Genomic DNA, 16,931 nt, shown 5'->3' with positions numbered 1-16,931 from the left:
TGTCAAATATGGCAAGTATGGAAAGGTCGGAAGTTTTAAAGAGAATCGGGGAAAATGTCAAAAAAGCGCGGCTTGAAAAAGGCTATACTCAGGTAGATTTGGTCGGCAAAATTGAAGCGCGAATTGATACGACCAATATTTCAAGAATAGAGAAGGGCAGAACCAATGCCACTATTCATACCCTGTACCGTATAAGCCAAGCCTTAGAAGTCCCCTTGTCCGACCTCTGTAATCTTCATCTGAGGACTGAAATCTAATCTCTATTCCTCCTCTGCAGTAAACCCGCGAATGGCCTGGTTGGGCTCCATAATGGTATAACCTTTCCAAAACTCTGGGTCGTACCGTGGCATATAGGTGGCCCGCACGGTTTTATCTTCTTTATAGGACTTAAACTCATTTTCGGCAATGTTGTCTTGGTTAAATACCACCAGCTCCCATTTGGCGGTAATGTTCATCTGGAAGTCGATGTTCAGCTTTAATTCGTTTTGTTTACGGCGACCCTTTACGTGCTTGTTCTTTTCCACCACTTTTAATGGTCTGTCCACCCCAAAGAATTTCCCATCGGCCAATTCCATAAACTGAAGATCGTACTTGCCGTTGGGCAGTTTGGCGAATCTCATGGTGCCCTTGTACACCGTTTCGCGATAGGTAATGCCCAACAACCTAAAATTCCGTAGGCGTTGGGTGTTCGTAAAATCCAGCCGCATTACGGCAAAGTCCTCAATATTAATGTAGAGCCGCCCCTTAAAGTCCGCGCTGCCTCGCTTGGGCCAAAAATCCACGACGTATACTCCTGCATCGCCAATATCGGCATAGCCTGCCAGTTGAAATTCGTAACGGCGGTTTTTTTCCACCAAATCCAATTTGGTGTCTTCTTTATAATACAATTGACCCAACATTTCCTTGAACTGCCAACGTTGGCTATCCGTTAAGCCGGAAACGCTGTCCTTCTTCACCTGGGCCTTTACTTTTTTCATTTGCTCCATCCGTTCATCGTCCATGGTGTCCAAAATGGAATCCACTTGTATTTTTTCGCTAAAAATCCCTGATTTGATTTTGAGGTAGGAGCCGGGCTTTACATTCTGCGCAAAGATGTCCTCCATATGTTCTGCCAATTCTTCAAAGGAGCTTACATCTCTCTTATCGTACAGGTCGGCCGCTTTTATAATGTTGAGCTTATACTCGGTGCTGTTCTTGTAGAGGTCGCCAAAACTCTCCGTATAGTGCGATGCATTTTTAGGGATCGATCGGGCAATACTGTCCATCAATTCCTTGTTCAGTTCTTTGATGGAAGATTTTTCAAATCCAAAATCCACTTTGTGCATATTGGCCAGTTCGGATTTCCGAAGGAAAAAACGTTGTTTTATAGGAGTTTTATTCACATTCTGAGGTATGTTTTCTATCATTTTATCAATGATGTCATCCACCTCGAGTTCCTTGTCGAACACATAGACTCCGCTCAATTCTATTGCCTTGGCATTTAAAGGAACCAAACTATCCTGTAACTGTTCCAAAGTGAAGCCTTTTTTCTCATAGCCCATTGAGGTAACATAGATGGAGTCGGGCAGGATAGTGCCTTGTTCCAGAACAAAACTGAAACGTCCCTCATCGTTGGTAATTACTCCTTGGTGCTCCCCATACTGGATGGTGGCGTAGGAAATCCCTTTGTTGGTCTTGGCGTCCACCAGGCGTGAACTAATGGTCTGGGCGGTCATGGGAAGTGCTATCAAAAGCGAAAAATAGGTAAGTGAAAAAGTCTGTTTAATGGACATGATCAAATGTATGGTTTCATTAATTAGACGCCTTTTGGGGGAGGAAAGGTTGTCTGCTAATTAGACGAACTTGGGGCAATTTTGTGACAAAGTGCGAAGAAAATCGGAATAGCCGATGGGGCTTAATAGTATTTTAACAGGATGGGATGTTGGGTCAAGGGTCAAGGGTAAAGGGTAAAGGGTAAAAGTATTTCACACGAATTTCACGAATAACCCTGAATACTCTTTTCTTTGTCATTCTGAGCGGAGTGAAGATTCTTTTGCTCTTGAACTTGAACTTAAAAAAAGAGATTCTTTAGTCGCTACGCTTCTTCAGAATGACAGCACTACGCTTGTTTCTTGAATTTGTACCCGCAAAAAAAGATTTTCCAATCAATGCTTTACATCCCTTTTGGCTGGATTCCCTGCCATAATTCAACTTCGCTAAGTCATCGCACGGAATGACATTTTAAATATAAACATTGGGATTAATCAGTTTTGGCAATATTCTTGATCATGTTCCCAAAAATAAAGAGATGAAACGGCAGGACTGAATACCAATACAATCGTCCCAATAAACCTTTCGGGCGGAAGGTTGCGGTTTGGTACAGTACGCCATCTTCGATTTTAAACTCCAACCAAGCTTCTCCAGGTGTCTTCATTTCGGCGAAAAGGAGTAGACGCTTGGATTTCTTATCGGCCAGTAGTACCCGCCAAAAGTCCAATGCATCACCAGGAAAAATTTTATCCGGATGGGTGCGTCCGCGTCGAAGTCCTGGTCCGCCAACCAACTTGTCCAGGAATCCTCGGACTTTCCATAGCCAATTACCGTAGTACCAGCCATTTTCGCCACCAATGCGCCAAACGTTCTTTAAAACGGCCTCCTCATCTTTGATCCGGATGGATTTTTTGTCCCGTAGCACACCATATTTGGGCACTTGAATGTAATTTTCCAGGTCTTCTTTGATTTGTCCGCTAGCGATACTGTCCTTCCAACTGCTGATTACGAGGTTTTGTTCGATCTTTTTGAAGGCCAAGTCAATAGCTTCTTCATACGTGTGGGTTTCAATGCCCAACATGTTTTGTAAGCGATTGTCCTGGGCCACGACCTCCATTTTCATACTGTCCACAAGGTTCATGGCCAATTTGTAGGAAGTGGAAGTGACAAAATAGAGCCAGTAAGAGGATAATTTTGGGGTCATCACGGGGACGGTAAAAATCCAATTCTTAAAGCCACGTACCTTGGCATAACCGTGTAGCATGTCTTTATAGGTGAGAATATCGGGACCGCCAATATCAAAAGACTGGTCGTAGGTTTTATCGTTGCCCAACACTTCGGTAAGGAACTGGATGACATCGCGAATGGCTATGGGCTGTGTTTTGGTGAGCACCCATTTCGGTGTGATCATCACGGGTAATTTTTCGCATAGATCGCGTATAATTTCAAAAGAGGAACTGCCAGATCCCACGATGATTCCTGCACGGAGCACTGTAAGGTCAAAAGGGCCTTTGTAGAGGATTTCTTCCACATTTTTTCTGGAACTGAGGTGCTTGGAGAGTTCTTCATCATTCACAATACCACTGAGGTAAATTACTTGTTTGCATTGGGTGTTCTCCAAAATGGTATTGAAGTTTTTGGCAGCCTGTGCTTCCTTTTCATCAAAATCGGTCACCGAAGAGGCCATGGAATGTATCAAGTAGTAGGCGGCATCAATATCCTTGGGTACTTGATGTTTTTCAGGGTCATCCAAGAAATCAACTTCAACAACATCAATTTTGGAACGGGTCTTTGCATCGACCGAAAGCCGTTTTTCATCCCGTACGGCACAAACCACGCTATGTCCCATATCCAATAGTTTGGGCAATAAACGCATTCCAATGTAGCCATTGGCTCCTGTCAATAATATTTTCATAGATCTTCGAGGTTGGTGGGCAGGTTGTCCGCGCGGTGGTCCATTAATTTTCGGAAGAATCGTTGAATGGCCTTGGTGTCCGAACGTACTTTTATAAAGTAGTGGTCCATATAAATGGAGTAAATACCGATGTCACCCTTGTACACATTCAATTTGTAGTAGGGGATGATCAGCGCATAGGTCTCCAAACGGGAGCGGAACCGGACAATTATGCCATTTGGGCGCATTTCAACATTACAGCTATTGGTGCTATTGTCCAAAACAAGGAGGTTGTAAATGTCGATACTGGCCTCAGTAATGTACAATTTTGGGGAGCCTATCCCGCCCATGGCAAAGCGCTTTTTTAAGGGTATTGTTTTACCTACGGCCTCATTAATTTTTTTGGTGATTTTTTTATCGTTGTAGGAGACGTTCAATAGCATATCTAAAATTAATCAAATTACGGCGGACCGTTTTGTTTTGGTGTGGGAAAAGCCCAAAAAATGCGTAGTTTTGCGCCCTGAAAAGCCTTTATAGATGAGTTTGCAGAACGATTTGACCCATAAAGTAATCGAAGCGGTAAAACAACTGTACGAAGTTGAACTGCCTACGGTAGAATTTCAACCTACCCGCAAGGATTTTGAGGGAGACATTACCGTAGTGGTATTTCCTATGTTGCGCCACGTAAAGGGGAATCCCGTCCAGATCGGGACAAAAATTGGGGAATACCTGGTTGAACATGTGGATAAAGTATCCAAATGCAATGTAGTTCAAGGCTTTTTGAACATTGTTATCGAGGATAGTTATTACTTAGACTTCTTCAACAGCATTTTTGATGAAACCGATTTCGGTTATGTAAAAACCCAGTCGGATGATGCTGTAATGGTGGAATATTCGTCTCCCAATACCAATAAGCCATTGCACTTGGGGCACATCCGTAATAACCTTTTGGGGTACTCCGTGGCGGAAATTTTAAAGGCATCCGGTAAAAAGGTATATAAAACCCAGATCATCAATGATCGAGGCATCCACATCTGCAAAAGTATGTTGGCCTGGCAGAAGTTTGGTGAAGGCGAGACTCCCGAATCCTCCGGTTTAAAAGGAGACCATTTAGTAGGTAAGTACTACGTAGCTTTTGATAAAGCATATAAAGAACAGATTGCCGAATTGGTTGAGGCTGGGACAGAAAAGGAAAAAGCGGAAAAGGAGGCACCAATTTTATTGGAAGCTCAGGATATGCTCCGTAAATGGGAAGCTGGAGATGATGAGGTTGTTTCCCTTTGGAAAAAAATGAACGGTTGGGTGTACGATGGCTTTGATACCACCTACAAAAACTTGGGAGTTGATTTTGATACCCTATACTACGAGAGCGATACCTATTTGTTAGGGCGCGATGTGGTAAAGGATGGGTTGGAACGAGGCGTTTTCTTTAAAAAAGAGGATGGTAGTGTTTGGATCGATCTTACGGATGAAGGCCTCGATGAAAAAATTGTGTTGCGTTCCGACGGTACGGCGGTGTATATGACACAGGATATCGGGACGGCCATTCAACGGGTTACCGATTTCCCTGATATCAACGGAATGGTCTACACGGTGGGCAACGAGCAGGATTATCACTTTAAGGTGCTGTTTCTTATCCTGAAAAAGTTGGGCTATTCTTGGGCCGAGCAATTGTACCATTTAAGTTATGGAATGGTGGACCTGCCCAGTGGAAAAATGAAGAGTAGGGAAGGTACCGTAGTGGATGCGGACGACCTCATCAAAAATATGGAGGACACGGCCGAATCCATTTCCCAAGAATTGGGCAAATTGGACGGTTATTCCGAAGAGGAGAAAAAACAATTGTACCGAACCATAGGTTTGGGTGCCCTTAAATACTACATTTTAAAAGTGGACCCGAAAAAGCGTATCCTTTTTAACCCAGAAGAGTCTGTGGATTTTCAAGGGAATACAGGGCCTTTTATCCAATATACCTACGCTAGGATCCAATCTATCTTGCGCAAGGCGGACAATGTCGGTTCGAGCACAGTGGAGACCACTTTGGACCTGCATGAAAAAGAAAAAGAGTTGTTGAAGCAGATTCAATTGTTCCCAGAAACGGTTCAGTTGGCGGCAGAAAATTTTAGCCCTGCCTTGATTGCGAATTACACCTACGATTTGGTAAAGGAGTTCAATTCCTTTTATCAGCAAGTCTCCATATTGGGAGAAACCGATGAGCAGAAGAAAAACTTTAGGGTACAGTTGTCCCAAAAAGTGGGCGAGGTTATTCGGTCGGCGTTCCGTTTGTTGGGTATTGATGTTCCTGAGCGGATGTAAAACCCTCTTTATCTCCCTTTTAAAAAGGGAGAAGCTTATGGGGTTTGCTTAAAGTGTTCTGCGATTTCAGACAATACGGATTCCAAGTTTTCAAATACCATTTTATTCTCAAATCGTATTACTGTATAACCTAGTTCATTTATGACTTTGGTACGTTTTGCATCGTGCTCTTTGGCTTGAGGTGTATTGTGAACCGCTCCGTCCAATTCAATTACCAATTTTTCTGAAGCACAATAGAAATCAACAATGTAATTCTTTATACTGTGTTGACGGTTGAAACGTCTACCTTTTAATTTTTTGGCTTTTAGATATCGCCATAAAAAGGCTTCGGCTGGAGTTAGGTTCTTCCTTAACTTTTTCCGAAAATGTTCTAGTTCTTTGCGGTTGTGGATTCTTTTTTTCATCAATCTCTACTTTAAAAGTTCCCCTCTTGACCCAAGAGGGGTGATTCAGACTTTCTGAATCGGGGAGATTGATTTTATAAATCTACAAAATTTAAAAACTCACCCTAAAACTCACATTGGGTGTAATGCCCAAAGAAAAGTTTTCTATCGTTTCAATTTCGTCGTCCTCGTTGACCCGATAATATTTGTTCAGGGTGTTTTTTCTATCAGTAAAATTTAAAATGGACAGTCCGGCATTGGCACGAATGGTCCTACTGATTTGAAAATTGTAAATCGCCGATGCATCTGCCCTAAAATATTCGGGCAATCGGCTATTGTTCGGGGACTGATAATTGATTCTGGGCGGATAATAATTTCGGTCCAAGCCTTCTTCACCCTCAACAGGTTCCGTAAAGGGTTTACCTGTCCTGTAATTGAGCCCGATACTTAATTTCAAATCTTTGTATGTGTAGGTGCTCGCAAATGTAATGGTATGCCTAATGTCCAAATTGTTCGGGAAGGATTGCGGTACAATGGAATCGAAGGTATAATCATTCTTATTGTAAGCATAACTGAGCCAAGTGCTGTAATTGTCCCCTTTTTTATTGATGAGCACTTCTACTCCCTTAACATCGTAACTTCCGATTTCCCCCGAAAATTGATACGGGTTTTGAAACCCTTGGGTACTTGTACTGATGCCATCCACGTTTTTGTAAAAGGCCTCCACACCCACATAAAAATTGTTTTTTTCGTAATTGACGCCAGCAGAACCTTGTTTGCTTTTGGTAACGGGAAGGGAGTTGTCATTGGATAGGATCCACCTGCGTTTTTCGATGCCCAAAAAGTTTTGCTCCAAATCTATGATCTGGTTCGTGGTCTGGCTTTTGAACTCTCCCAAAACTTGTGCCCGTAAATAATTGGCCACTTTGAAGTTTAGATTGACCCTTGGTTCGATAAGGACTTTCTGAAACGTGTTGAGGTTCTCAATAAAGTTGAAACGCGCTCCGATACTTCCAATGAACTTGTTCCCTGGAGAATTGTAGTTTACCTGAGAATAGGGGGCATGGGTACGGATGACACCTTTAATTTCACTGTTGAAATCAGGTTCGTTGATAACAGTGGCGTTGGTAATTCCTGTCTCGATGAATTGATACCCGTTGCTCCAATTAAATTCGTCGCTTAAAATGTAATTCGTATTTAATTTTAGGGCGTTTTCGGTCACTTGATTGTTCTGGAACAATTGCTGCACTTGATTATCGTAAACATTTTGCGCATCCAAATTATACTTGGAATAGTAAATGTTGAGGTGAGTTGAGAATCTATCCGTCCAATCGCTCTGTAATTGTCCGCCAACGGAAATATTGCCCTGCTTCAGTAAACTGATGTTGGTTTCATCTGAAGAGACATTGGTTTCTTCAAATTTTAAATTGTTTTTAATGTGGATGGCACTCAACCTGATTTTGTGGTAATCGTTGAGGTCATACAGGATTTTTCCAGAAAAATCATAAAAGAAAAAATCTTCGTCTCGGATAAAATCATCATCAACGGTGCTGTTGTTTTGAAGGGTTATTTCACTATCCTGAAACGCTCTATTGATGAATTGTTTGTAGGTAGGGGTGCTCAAAAAGTCTGTGGCGGAACGTCGCGCGGCAAATTGAACGCCCAAGTTACTGGTTACAGGTACTTCTACGAAAACATCACCACTGATCAGATTAAATCCGCCACCCCCTTTAAAAATTTCCGGCACCTTGTTGCCCGTTTCCATTTGGATAACGCTGCTTACCCCGTCACCAAAGTTGGAGGGTGTCCCGTTTTTATATATCGTCACCTTATCTGTTTGGTAAGGATTAAACGCGGATATCAACCCGAAAAAGTGCCCCGATTGATACATTTTAATGCCGTTCCACAGGATGAGGTTTTGGTCGTTGGTGCCACCGCGTACATTGATGTCGGATACGGTCTCATCAATACTTTTAATGCCTGGCAAAGCCTGTACGGTTTGTAGAATGTCGGGCTCAATAAGTCCGGGAAGTATTCCAAACTCAGCGGTGTTCAAGGTGATACTCGCATCTTTTTCCTTTATGATTCCCGAAGTAAGGTATTTGTATACGAATACTTCATCCAATTGTTCGTAATACGGAGCTAAAAGTATTTTTGGACACCCGCTTTGCTGTAAAAGCGTTTCTACCTTCACATATTTAGTGACGTAGCCCAGATATCGGATTTGCAATGATGCGTTTCTAGGAACGTTCTCCAGTGAAAAAGTTCCATTGTTATCCGTTATCTTGGCCGTGTTCGTTCCCAAAACTTCTACCGTGGCCCCCATAACGGTGTTCTCCGCGAAATTATCCAAAACTACACCACATATATTGACCTGATTGTTGGTGGAGAGAGTGTAATATCGGTCATTGAGTTTTTCTGTTTCAATACGGAAGGTCTCTTCAATATATTGAAGCATTTCTTCCAATGTATCAAGGTTATCTGGAATTGTGATGGTCAGACCTTCCAAGTCCTCATCAATATAGGAGAACTTGATATCAAAACGATTCTCCAAGTTTTTTATATAGGCAATAAGGTCAATGGGAGACTGTTGTTTTTCCTGTGCATGAATGTTGCAAACCAGAAAAAACAAGAAACCGAGGACGAGGCCTGAATGTTTATTGTAGTGTGTTCCCAGCATAAAAAAGTACATTGTCTCCGTCTATTGTAAACCTTGTTTTGGAGGGGGTACTTATACTTTTTAACGCCATATTTAGGTCTGTGTTGTTAAAAGACCCAGTAAATAAGAGGTTTGTGTCTATATTTTCTGTAGTTACCTTGATATTGAACTGTCTTTCTAGTTCGGCAAACACATATTTTAGAGGAATGCTTTCAAAACTACTTTCGTTGTTCATCCAAGAGGGGGCGCTGCCATCTGGTGTTCCGGCACTTACAATGTTCCCATTGATTACCAAGAAAGAGGTTCCGGCAGGTAATTTGGACTCTTTATTGTTGTGGGTCACACTTACCAATCCCTCGTAACAAGTTACTTCAAAGAACCCTTTTCTGTTTTCCACATTAAACTGTGTTCCCAAAACGGCAACGGTACCATGGTCGGTGGAAACGGTGAATTTTTTTCCTTTGGCCACTTTAAAGAAGGCCTCACCCATTAAATCAACATTTCTTTTATTGTCCCAATTCTTTTTGCTGTATGATATTTGGGAGTCTGCGTTCAAAAAGATTTCGGAATCATCGGGAAGCACTACTTCGGAACGTTCGGCAAATTCAGTGCTCACTTTTTCGTCCAAAGTGTTTATGTAGAAATAAGAACCGGCAATTAGAACGGCTATAACTGCAGCGACCCTAAGGAATTTCTTGAACGGGTTCAGGGTAATCACCTTTGGTGCATTGTCGATGTGCTCGTCTTTTAAGCGCTGCAACGCTTGGTCAGCATCAAAATCAGGGGCTGCCAACCTGCTTGAAGCCTCTTTGAGCTTTTGGTAAGAAGTATACGCCTCGGAACTTTTAAATTCCCGAAGTTCTTCCTCAGAAAGCTCATCGCTCAGCCATTTTGCCAAATAATTTTCTTGCATGGGTTTATGCTTTACGCTATTGTAACAACTAACTTTTAAAATACCCTACCTTATAATTAAAGATAAACTCAAATTTTTAGATTCCATCAATCTGTTCCCGTAAACTCTTCAGGGCCAAATGCATTCTTTTTTCAATGGCTTTTACACTTACCCCTTCCATTTCCGCAATCTCCGCGTATTTTTTCCCATCTATCCTATTGAGTAAAAAAGTGGTCCTTTGGTTGTCGGGCAAAGCGTTTATGGCATCGTCCAGTTTTTTCTTGTATTCCTTTTCCTCCATCAAAAACTCTGGAGACTCATGGGTACGGTCTTTTACAAGGCTGTCAGCATGTTTTAGTCTGACCTTTTCCGCCTTTAAAACATTTAAATAAAGGTTGTTGGCAATCGTGTAAACGTAGGATTTGGCTTTCTCTGGACTTACCTTGGCACAGTTTTGCCAAAGTTTCACAAAGGCTTCCTGCACGGCGTCGTGTGCCTTCTCCTCATTCCCAAACTTATAAAAGATGTAGTTGAAGACCGTTTTGGAATGGGTCTTGAAAACTTTACTGAAAACATGGTCTTCGCATACATTGCTCATGGGTGGGAGTTTGTTTGTCGACTCAAATATATTTGAAAATTTTTTAGAAAAAGTAGGGTTTTTATCTGGATGGTTGTTTTACAGTTGAATTATAACCCCAAAAGTTCAATTATTATGAAAAAGTTGATGAACAACATATTGCGCGCAGCACTTGTTGTACTTGTTTTTAGTTTGTCCGCATGCCAAGAAGAATACGAAGAAGTTGGCGGTGGCAGTGAAAGTGAAACCATTGCCGCTAATTCCACTACTGCGGTTTTGATTGAAAACACGTCTTCCAGTGACGGTTCCTACGATAATATTATTGATGGAGCCAGTTGTTTTGCCGTTCAATTTCCATATACCGTTACTGTTAATGGAGTGGATGTGACCATAGATTCCGAAAGTGATTTGGAAGTGGTTGAAGAAATTTTTGATGAACTTGAAGACGATGATGACATCCTTGATATTGCTTTCCCAATCACCATTACACTTTCTGATTTTAGTGAAATAAGCATCGAAAACCAAGACGAGCTCGAAGCCTTGGCAAGTGAATGTCTAGAAGGTGGTGATGATGATGATATCGAGTGTATTGATTTTGTTTACCCTATTACCCTGTTCACTTTTGGTGTGGATAACCAGCAGGCCAACGAAGTTCAGGTGATGAGCGATCAAGAATTGAGAAGGTTTTTTGATGAGCTCGAAGATGATGACCTGATCAGCATTGAATTCCCGATCACCTTAAAGAAATATGATGGTACCGAAGTAACGGTACAGAACAACGCCGAATTGGCGGCAGCCTTGGAAATGGCCAAAAACCAATGTGATGAGGACGATGACGATGATTACAATGATGATGATTTTACAGAAGGACAGCTGGATGAGTTTTTAGTTGCTTGTCCGCTTCAGGTTAGACAGGTAATCCGTGACGAGATTGACAACTCTGAACAGTACTTTGAACAACTAATGACATTCAACGAGGATGGGACAGTCGTATTGTCCAATTATACTGGGGCATCTGTTTCAGGTACTTGGAGTACCAGTATGACCGATAATGGAGCTCTATTGAGCCTCGAGTTTGAAGCATTGGTGGACTTTTCTTTGGAATGGTATGTTTATCAATTGGAAGAAGGAGTCATCAAACTTTATAAAGATGGAGGAAACAGAATAATTCTTAAAAAGAGGTGTGATGTAGATCCTTCCGAACAAATTGATAGGGAAGCCTTTATGGCCCTGCTCAATGAATGTGAGTGGGTAGTTAAAAAAGTAAAGAACCAAGGAGCAGAAATAGAAAGGCTTTTGGGTTATGAATTCCAATTTATGACGGATGGTGTGGTAACCCTTGGAAATGGGGTGAGCACCATAGAAGGTACTTGGGAGATTGGATTGAACAGCCAATTCCAACTTTCGCTTATAATAAATATGGGTGAAGAACCTGGGGTTAGTTTTGAATGGCCAATCAGGGAAATGTTGGAAACCCGTTTAAAGTTTAAAATAGAAGAAACAGACCATGAAATGGTATTGGTGAGAGTCTGCGATGATAGTGCCAATGATGGCGATGTCACTGAAATTAGAAATATAGCTATGGGCGGACCATGGAATGTGGCCCTTTATCAAGAAGGAGAAGTGGATATGACCGCCTCATATGCCGGAATGGATTTTGATTTCTCTACAATGTATCAAATAGAAGTGTCTGTCAATGCCGACCCTATAGCCAATGGACTTTGGAGAGTACTGAGAGATTCTGACGAAGGTTTGAAGTTCTACATCAATTTTGATACCGGTGATGATTTGGCAGATCTAACAGATGACTGGCAGATAGTTTCCGTTACAGCTACTCGAATCGAATTAAAGGATGTTAGTGATGATGGTTCGGTAGATACCTTGGTATTCGAGAAACCATAAGAATTTTCCCCAATCTTTTTTCCAAAAGAAGGACGGCTCTCCCCAAAGCCGTCCTTTTTCTTTTATATTATTCTTAAATTTGTCCCTCTTTAAAACCAAGAACATATGTTCGATAATTTAAGCGAAAAGTTAGATAAGGCATTTCACGTCCTCAAAGGGCACGGACAGATTACGGAAATCAATGTAGCAGAGACCCTTAAGGAAATTCGAAGAGCCTTACTTGATGCCGATGTTAACTTTAAAATTGCCAAGGAATTTACCAATACGGTAAAGGAAAAAGCGCTTGGTCAAAATGTACTGACCTCATTACAGCCAGGTCAGCTTATGGTGAAATTGGTTAAGGATGAGCTTACCGAGCTCATGGGGGGTGAAGCAGAAGGAATAGATTTATCAGGTGATCCTTCGGTTATTTTAATGTCCGGTCTGCAAGGTTCTGGTAAAACCACCTTCTCGGGTAAACTTGCCAATTATCTCAAAAACAAAAAAACAAAGAAACCACTTTTGGTAGCCTGTGACGTATATCGTCCGGCAGCGATAGACCAGTTGCATATAGTCGGGGATCAAATAGGGGTAGAAGTATATTCCGATCGCGATAACAATGATCCCGTTGCTATTGCCAAGGCCGGTATTTCACATGCAAAAAGCACAGGGTGCAATGTAGTGATCATCGATACCGCAGGTCGTTTGGCCGTGGACGAGCAGATGATGACGGAAATCTCCAATATCCACAAGGCCATTGAGCCTCAAGAAACTTTGTTTGTTGTTGATTCCATGACCGGTCAGGATGCCGTGAATACTGCGAAAGCCTTTAATGATGTCTTGAATTTTGACGGGGTTGTTTTAACCAAGTTGGATGGTGATACACGAGGTGGTGCTGCCATTTCCATTAAATCCGTGGTCGATAAGCCGATCAAGTTTATCGGTACAGGGGAAAAAATGGAAGCGATCGATGTTTTCCATCCATCCCGTATGGCCGACCGTATCCTTGGAATGGGGGACGTGGTGTCCTTGGTGGAGCGTGCGCAGGAACAGTTTGATGAAGAGCAGGCACGAAAAATCCAGAAGAAAATTGCCAAAAACAAGTTTGGATTTGATGATTTCCTGAACCAGATACAGCAAATCAAGAAAATGGGGAACATGAAGGACCTCATGGGAATGATTCCAGGTGCTGGAAAAGCATTGAAAGGATTGGATATTGATGATGATGCTTTCAAACACATTGAAGCCATCATCCATTCCATGACCCCAGAAGAAAGATCTACACCAGCTAAATTGAATGCCAGCCGAAAAAAGAGAATTGCTGCTGGTAGTGGAACCTCTATTCAAGAGGTTAACCAGTTGCTCAAGCAGTTCAATCAAATGAGCAAGATGATGAAGATGATGCAAGGTGGTGGCGGCAAGAAGATGATGCAGATGATGCAAAACATGAGATAACTTAGGTCAGAAAAGAAGTCAGAAGTAAAACCAACATAGCCCATGGAAATCCTTGACGGAAAAAAAGTATCGAACCAGATTAAAGAAGAAATCACCGTTGAGGTGGCCCAAATGAAAGAACGTGGTGAAAAAGTCCCCCATTTGGCAGCCGTTTTGGTAGGCAACGATGGTGCCAGCCTTACTTATGTGGGAAGTAAAGTACGTTCCTGTAAAAAAATAGGATTCGAATCCACATTGATCCATCTTCCAGAGGAAACCACAGAAGAAGATTTGCTAAAGCAAGTGCACCAATTGAACAACGACCCAGATATAGATGGTTATATTGTTCAACTTCCTTTGCCAAAACATATTGATGAGGAAAAGGTTTTGATGGCCGTAGATCCCGATAAAGATGTCGACGGATTTCATCCTACCAATTTTGGTAAAATGGCATTGGATATGGAAACCTTTATTTCCGCCACCCCATTCGGGATTATGGAGCTGCTAAAGCGGTATAAGGTTGAAACTGAAGGAAAACATACGGTGGTGATAGGTCGGAGCCATATTGTGGGAAGACCCATTAGTATTTTAATGAGCCAAAAGGGAAACCCTGGAAATTCCACTGTCACTCTTGCACACAGTAGAACCAAAAACCTAAAGGAACTGACGCTTCAGGCGGATATTGTGATTTCTGCATTGGGAGTTCCTAAATTTTTGAAGGCGGATATGGTCAAGGATGGGGTAACCATTATTGATGTGGGCATTACCCGAGTACCTGACGAAACCAAAGAAAAAGGGTATTACATCACAGGGGATGTGGATTTTGAAAATGTCAGTAAAAAAGCATCGTACATTACTCCAGTACCTGGTGGAGTTGGGCCAATGACCATTGCCATGCTGCTCAAGAACACCTTGTTGGCGCGGGAACGCCACAATGCGTAAAACTTTAGTTTACATTTTCTTGTTCTGCTTTTAGTGCAGCATTCTGCTCTTCTTCCGGAGTAAGAAATTCAAATTCGGTATCACTTTCATCATTGGTACAACTGGATACGGCCATAGCAGAAAAAATAAGGGTGACCAAGAGTAAAATTGTCTTCATAGCAGTAGGATTTGCGTTCGATTTAAATGACTAATTGGTACACTTATAACGAATTACATTTGAAATTCTTGTTTTTGTGTTTAAAATATCGATAACTTACCTATCGATAAATCAGGCATTATGGCTCAAACGGCAAGAAACAAAGTAGCTTGGGTGGTTTTTGTGTTCCTGGCCATAGGAATTGGTCTTTATCCTTTGGTCTATGTATTCGCTTCCGACAATTTTGGACTTTTAATGAATAAATCCCATGAATTGTTGGCAAGCACCATATGGAAAACAGCGTTTTACGGTCATATCAGTTTTGGAGGCTTGGCCTTGTTGGTCGGGTGGTCACAGTTTATTAAAAAACTCAGGTCCAAAAGACTGAATCTTCATCGAAACCTTGGTAAAATATATGTGGTCTCCGCCCTATTAAGTGGACTTTGCGGAGTATACCTCGGTTTTTTTGCCACTGGTGGTTTGGTTTCATCCATAGGTTTCATCAGTTTGGGCGTAATATGGATTTTTACCACAACAAGGGCATATATCGCCGTGAAAAACAAAGACCTTTCCCTTCATCAAGGTATGATGATCTATAGCTATGCTGCTTGCTTTGCCGCAGTAACACTGCGTATTTGGTTGCCCTTGCTCACTATCGTTTTTGGAGAATTCTTAGTGGCTTATAAAATAGTTGCCTGGCTATGTTGGGTTCCCAATATGATTTTTGCCCAAATATGGGTAAAGAAAAAAGGCCTGAACCTTGTTTGACCTATTTGGCAAAAAGTTGCCCCATATCTTTAAACGCCTTGAATTCCAAAGCATTACCTGAAGGGTCCAGAAAAAACATGGTAGCTTGCTCCCCAGGCTCACCCTTAAAACGGATGTAAGGTTCGATTACAAAATCAATTCCTTTTTCAATCAACTCCTTGGAAAATGTTTGAAAAGTGTCCCACGGCAGAACAACACCATAGTGCGGAACCGGTACATTTTTTCCGTCAACAGGGTTGGTGTGGGTCTCTTCCTCGGACTTTGGTTTGTAATGAATCACAAATTGATGCCCGAAAAAGTCGAAGTCTACCCATTGTTCGGCACTTCTCCCTTCTTTACAACCGAGTACATCCCGGTAAAAGGTTCTACATTCATCTAAATTGTGCACAGGAACGGCAACATGAAAGGGGGTTATTTTTTGCATGGTCTATTTTTTCTGAAAATTAGGACAACTTTATCAAGCTTCCAAAAATGATACGATTTGATTGTTCACATCATCTTGGTGCATGGAGTGCCCCAAGCCTTCGGTGCTTACCAGTTCACTGTTTTTCCAATTTTTGTTAACCGCCACGGAGGCGTGGTAGGGAGTGATTTGATCGTGTTTATCGTGGAAGAGCAATCCTTTTTTGCTGATGGACCGTGCAAATTTGGATGTGGAAAACTCATCAATTTTGAAGCCGAAACGATTATGGACATATGTATCCAATTGCTTCATCACCCTATTATTGAACTTTAAAATATCTTGAAAGTGTCCCATGATCTCATGAAACTCGGATGGGGAACCTATGGTGACCATTTTTTCCACATGGGAGCTGGGGTTTTTATATTGGTTGTAAACAATGGTCATGCCCCCAACCGAATGTCCGATAAGGTGTTTTGGATTGTACTTTTTCACCATGTAATTTACGGCCTCTTCATACAAGGGTACGTATAAGTGCTTGCCGGACGAATAGCCATGGGAGGGTGCATCAAAAGCAATAATGTTAAAGTCTGCCTCCCTAAGCTTTTTAATAAGATTTCGCCATCTAAAGGTGTTGCTCTCCCAACCATGGACCAGTAAAATGGTTTCTTTGTTCCCTGGCCAATGATACGATTGTATTTTATGCCCGGCAACTTCTTCAACGGTGAGCTTAAAATCATCCAGATAAGAGGCCTGTTCCGGTGTGATCCTACCTTTTCTTACGGTGCAAAATACGTGGAAGGCACTATTTGCCATCTTTTTTGGTGCAATAAGGCTATATGCATTAAAGTACTGGCCATAGGCCAAAGGAATAATTTTGTTAAGTAACTTTTTCATTTG

At 41.8% G+C, this 16,931-nt stretch carries 16 protein-coding genes; 6 read left to right on the top strand and 10 right to left on the bottom strand.

All coding sequences use genetic code 11. From position 1 onward, the window contains the following. Nucleotides 1-17 precede the first annotated feature (17 nt). Nucleotides 18-257 carry a helix-turn-helix domain-containing protein gene (locus tag J0654_RS16980; protein ID WP_207030319.1) on the top strand — a complete coding sequence of 80 codons (240 nt, stop codon included), beginning with the start codon at nucleotides 18-20 and terminating at the stop codon, nucleotides 255-257. 3 nt (nucleotides 258-260) lie between these two features. Here the strand turns inward: J0654_RS16980 and J0654_RS16975 are convergent, their stop codons facing one another. The 3 genes from J0654_RS16975 to J0654_RS16965 form a co-directional block, all read right to left on the bottom strand. Beyond that, nucleotides 261-1,772 (bottom strand): peptidase associated/transthyretin-like domain-containing protein, encoded by a 1,512-nt coding sequence (locus J0654_RS16975; protein ID WP_207030318.1) that lies wholly within the window; start codon nucleotides 1,770-1,772, stop codon nucleotides 261-263. 467 nt (nucleotides 1,773-2,239) lie between these two features. After that, nucleotides 2,240-3,664, bottom strand: coding sequence for an SDR family oxidoreductase (locus tag J0654_RS16970; RefSeq protein ID WP_207030317.1), 1,425 nt, complete (start codon nucleotides 3,662-3,664; stop codon nucleotides 2,240-2,242). Next, nucleotides 3,661-4,086 carry a hypothetical protein gene (locus J0654_RS16965; RefSeq protein WP_207030316.1) on the bottom strand — a complete coding sequence of 142 codons (426 nt, stop codon included), beginning with the start codon at nucleotides 4,084-4,086 and terminating at the stop codon, nucleotides 3,661-3,663. The genes J0654_RS16970 and J0654_RS16965 overlap by 4 nt, the downstream gene beginning before the upstream one ends. Nucleotides 4,087-4,180: 94 nt before the next feature. Here J0654_RS16965 and argS point away from each other — a divergent pair, with 94 nt between their 5' ends. Continuing rightward, nucleotides 4,181-5,959: an arginine--tRNA ligase gene (gene argS / locus J0654_RS16960; RefSeq protein ID WP_207030315.1), complete on the top strand. Its 1,779-nt coding sequence runs from the start codon at nucleotides 4,181-4,183 to the stop codon at nucleotides 5,957-5,959. A 35-nt stretch (nucleotides 5,960-5,994) separates the two neighbouring features. Here the strand turns inward: argS and J0654_RS16955 are convergent, their stop codons facing one another. From J0654_RS16955 to J0654_RS16940, 4 genes are all read right to left on the bottom strand, one after another. After that, entirely contained in the window at nucleotides 5,995-6,363 is a 369-nt protein-coding gene (locus J0654_RS16955; protein WP_207030314.1) for an endonuclease domain-containing protein, read from the bottom strand. Between the two features lie 91 nt (nucleotides 6,364-6,454). Then, on the bottom strand, nucleotides 6,455-9,022 hold the full coding sequence (locus J0654_RS16950; protein ID WP_207030313.1) for a TonB-dependent receptor: 2,568 nt from the start codon (nucleotides 9,020-9,022) through the stop codon (nucleotides 6,455-6,457). Then, nucleotides 9,000-9,914, bottom strand: coding sequence for a FecR family protein (locus J0654_RS16945; RefSeq protein ID WP_207030312.1), 915 nt, complete (start codon nucleotides 9,912-9,914; stop codon nucleotides 9,000-9,002). Before J0654_RS16945 ends, J0654_RS16950 begins: the two co-directional genes overlap by 23 nt. A gap of 76 nt (nucleotides 9,915-9,990) precedes the next feature. Next, on the bottom strand, nucleotides 9,991-10,491 hold the full coding sequence (locus tag J0654_RS16940; protein ID WP_207030311.1) for an RNA polymerase sigma factor: 501 nt from the start codon (nucleotides 10,489-10,491) through the stop codon (nucleotides 9,991-9,993). A gap of 114 nt (nucleotides 10,492-10,605) precedes the next feature. On the opposite strand from J0654_RS16940, the gene J0654_RS16935 reads away from it, so the two are divergent. The 3 genes from J0654_RS16935 to folD all read left to right on the top strand — a co-directional run bounded on the left by J0654_RS16935 (nucleotide 10,606) and on the right by folD (nucleotide 14,727). Continuing rightward, nucleotides 10,606-12,372: a hypothetical protein gene (locus tag J0654_RS16935; protein ID WP_207030310.1), complete on the top strand. Its 1,767-nt coding sequence runs from the start codon at nucleotides 10,606-10,608 to the stop codon at nucleotides 12,370-12,372. Nucleotides 12,373-12,477: 105 nt separating this feature from the next. Further along, nucleotides 12,478-13,806 carry a signal recognition particle protein gene (gene ffh / locus J0654_RS16930; RefSeq protein ID WP_207030309.1) on the top strand — a complete coding sequence of 443 codons (1,329 nt, stop codon included), beginning with the start codon at nucleotides 12,478-12,480 and terminating at the stop codon, nucleotides 13,804-13,806. Nucleotides 13,807-13,848: 42 nt separating this feature from the next. Continuing rightward, entirely contained in the window at nucleotides 13,849-14,727 is an 879-nt protein-coding gene (gene folD, locus J0654_RS16925; protein WP_207030308.1) for a bifunctional methylenetetrahydrofolate dehydrogenase/methenyltetrahydrofolate cyclohydrolase FolD, read from the top strand. A 4-nt stretch (nucleotides 14,728-14,731) separates the two neighbouring features. On the opposite strand, the gene J0654_RS16920 is transcribed toward folD, so the two are convergent. Beyond that, nucleotides 14,732-14,884, bottom strand: coding sequence for a hypothetical protein (locus J0654_RS16920; protein ID WP_207030307.1), 153 nt, complete (start codon nucleotides 14,882-14,884; stop codon nucleotides 14,732-14,734). A gap of 120 nt (nucleotides 14,885-15,004) precedes the next feature. Here J0654_RS16920 and J0654_RS16915 point away from each other — a divergent pair, with 120 nt between their 5' ends. Then, entirely contained in the window at nucleotides 15,005-15,631 is a 627-nt protein-coding gene (locus J0654_RS16915) for a DUF2306 domain-containing protein (RefSeq protein WP_207030306.1), read from the top strand. 1 nt (nucleotide 15,632) lies between these two features. Here the strand turns inward: J0654_RS16915 and J0654_RS16910 are convergent, their stop codons facing one another. Then, nucleotides 15,633-16,055 (bottom strand): VOC family protein, encoded by a 423-nt coding sequence (locus J0654_RS16910; protein ID WP_207030305.1) that lies wholly within the window; start codon nucleotides 16,053-16,055, stop codon nucleotides 15,633-15,635. 33 nt (nucleotides 16,056-16,088) lie between these two features. Then, nucleotides 16,089-16,928, bottom strand: a complete 840-nt coding sequence (locus J0654_RS16905) for an alpha/beta hydrolase (RefSeq protein WP_207030304.1) — start codon at nucleotides 16,926-16,928, stop codon at nucleotides 16,089-16,091. Nucleotides 16,929-16,931: the final 3 nt, after the last annotated feature.

The organism is Flagellimonas profundi, assembly GCF_017313275.1.
GTDB classification, from domain to species: domain Bacteria; phylum Bacteroidota; class Bacteroidia; order Flavobacteriales; family Flavobacteriaceae; genus Flagellimonas; species Flagellimonas profundi.
The sequence above is the reverse complement of the archived record's forward strand: the minus strand, read 5'-3'. Positions and strand labels throughout refer to the sequence as shown.

Excerpts from the sequence above, each read along its gene's own strand:
- J0654_RS16980 (WP_207030319.1), top strand. The coding sequence starts at position 18 with ATGGAAAGGTCGGAAGTTTTAAAGAGAATCGGGGAAAATGTCAAAAAA.
- J0654_RS16975 (WP_207030318.1), bottom strand. The coding sequence starts at position 1,772 with ATGTCCATTAAACAGACTTTTTCACTTACCTATTTTTCGCTTTTGATA.
- J0654_RS16970 (WP_207030317.1), bottom strand. The coding sequence starts at position 3,664 with ATGAAAATATTATTGACAGGAGCCAATGGCTACATTGGAATGCGTTTA.
- J0654_RS16965 (WP_207030316.1), bottom strand. The coding sequence starts at position 4,086 with ATGCTATTGAACGTCTCCTACAACGATAAAAAAATCACCAAAAAAATT.
- argS (WP_207030315.1), top strand. The coding sequence starts at position 4,181 with ATGAGTTTGCAGAACGATTTGACCCATAAAGTAATCGAAGCGGTAAAA.
- J0654_RS16955 (WP_207030314.1), bottom strand. The coding sequence starts at position 6,363 with ATGAAAAAAAGAATCCACAACCGCAAAGAACTAGAACATTTTCGGAAA.
- J0654_RS16950 (WP_207030313.1), bottom strand. The coding sequence starts at position 9,022 with ATGCTGGGAACACACTACAATAAACATTCAGGCCTCGTCCTCGGTTTC.
- J0654_RS16945 (WP_207030312.1), bottom strand. The coding sequence starts at position 9,914 with ATGCAAGAAAATTATTTGGCAAAATGGCTGAGCGATGAGCTTTCTGAG.
- J0654_RS16940 (WP_207030311.1), bottom strand. The coding sequence starts at position 10,491 with ATGAGCAATGTATGCGAAGACCATGTTTTCAGTAAAGTTTTCAAGACC.
- J0654_RS16935 (WP_207030310.1), top strand. The coding sequence starts at position 10,606 with ATGAAAAAGTTGATGAACAACATATTGCGCGCAGCACTTGTTGTACTT.
- ffh (WP_207030309.1), top strand. The coding sequence starts at position 12,478 with ATGTTCGATAATTTAAGCGAAAAGTTAGATAAGGCATTTCACGTCCTC.
- folD (WP_207030308.1), top strand. The coding sequence starts at position 13,849 with ATGGAAATCCTTGACGGAAAAAAAGTATCGAACCAGATTAAAGAAGAA.
- J0654_RS16920 (WP_207030307.1), bottom strand. The coding sequence starts at position 14,884 with ATGAAGACAATTTTACTCTTGGTCACCCTTATTTTTTCTGCTATGGCC.
- J0654_RS16915 (WP_207030306.1), top strand. The coding sequence starts at position 15,005 with ATGGCTCAAACGGCAAGAAACAAAGTAGCTTGGGTGGTTTTTGTGTTC.
- J0654_RS16910 (WP_207030305.1), bottom strand. The coding sequence starts at position 16,055 with ATGCAAAAAATAACCCCCTTTCATGTTGCCGTTCCTGTGCACAATTTA.
- J0654_RS16905 (WP_207030304.1), bottom strand. The coding sequence starts at position 16,928 with ATGAAAAAGTTACTTAACAAAATTATTCCTTTGGCCTATGGCCAGTAC.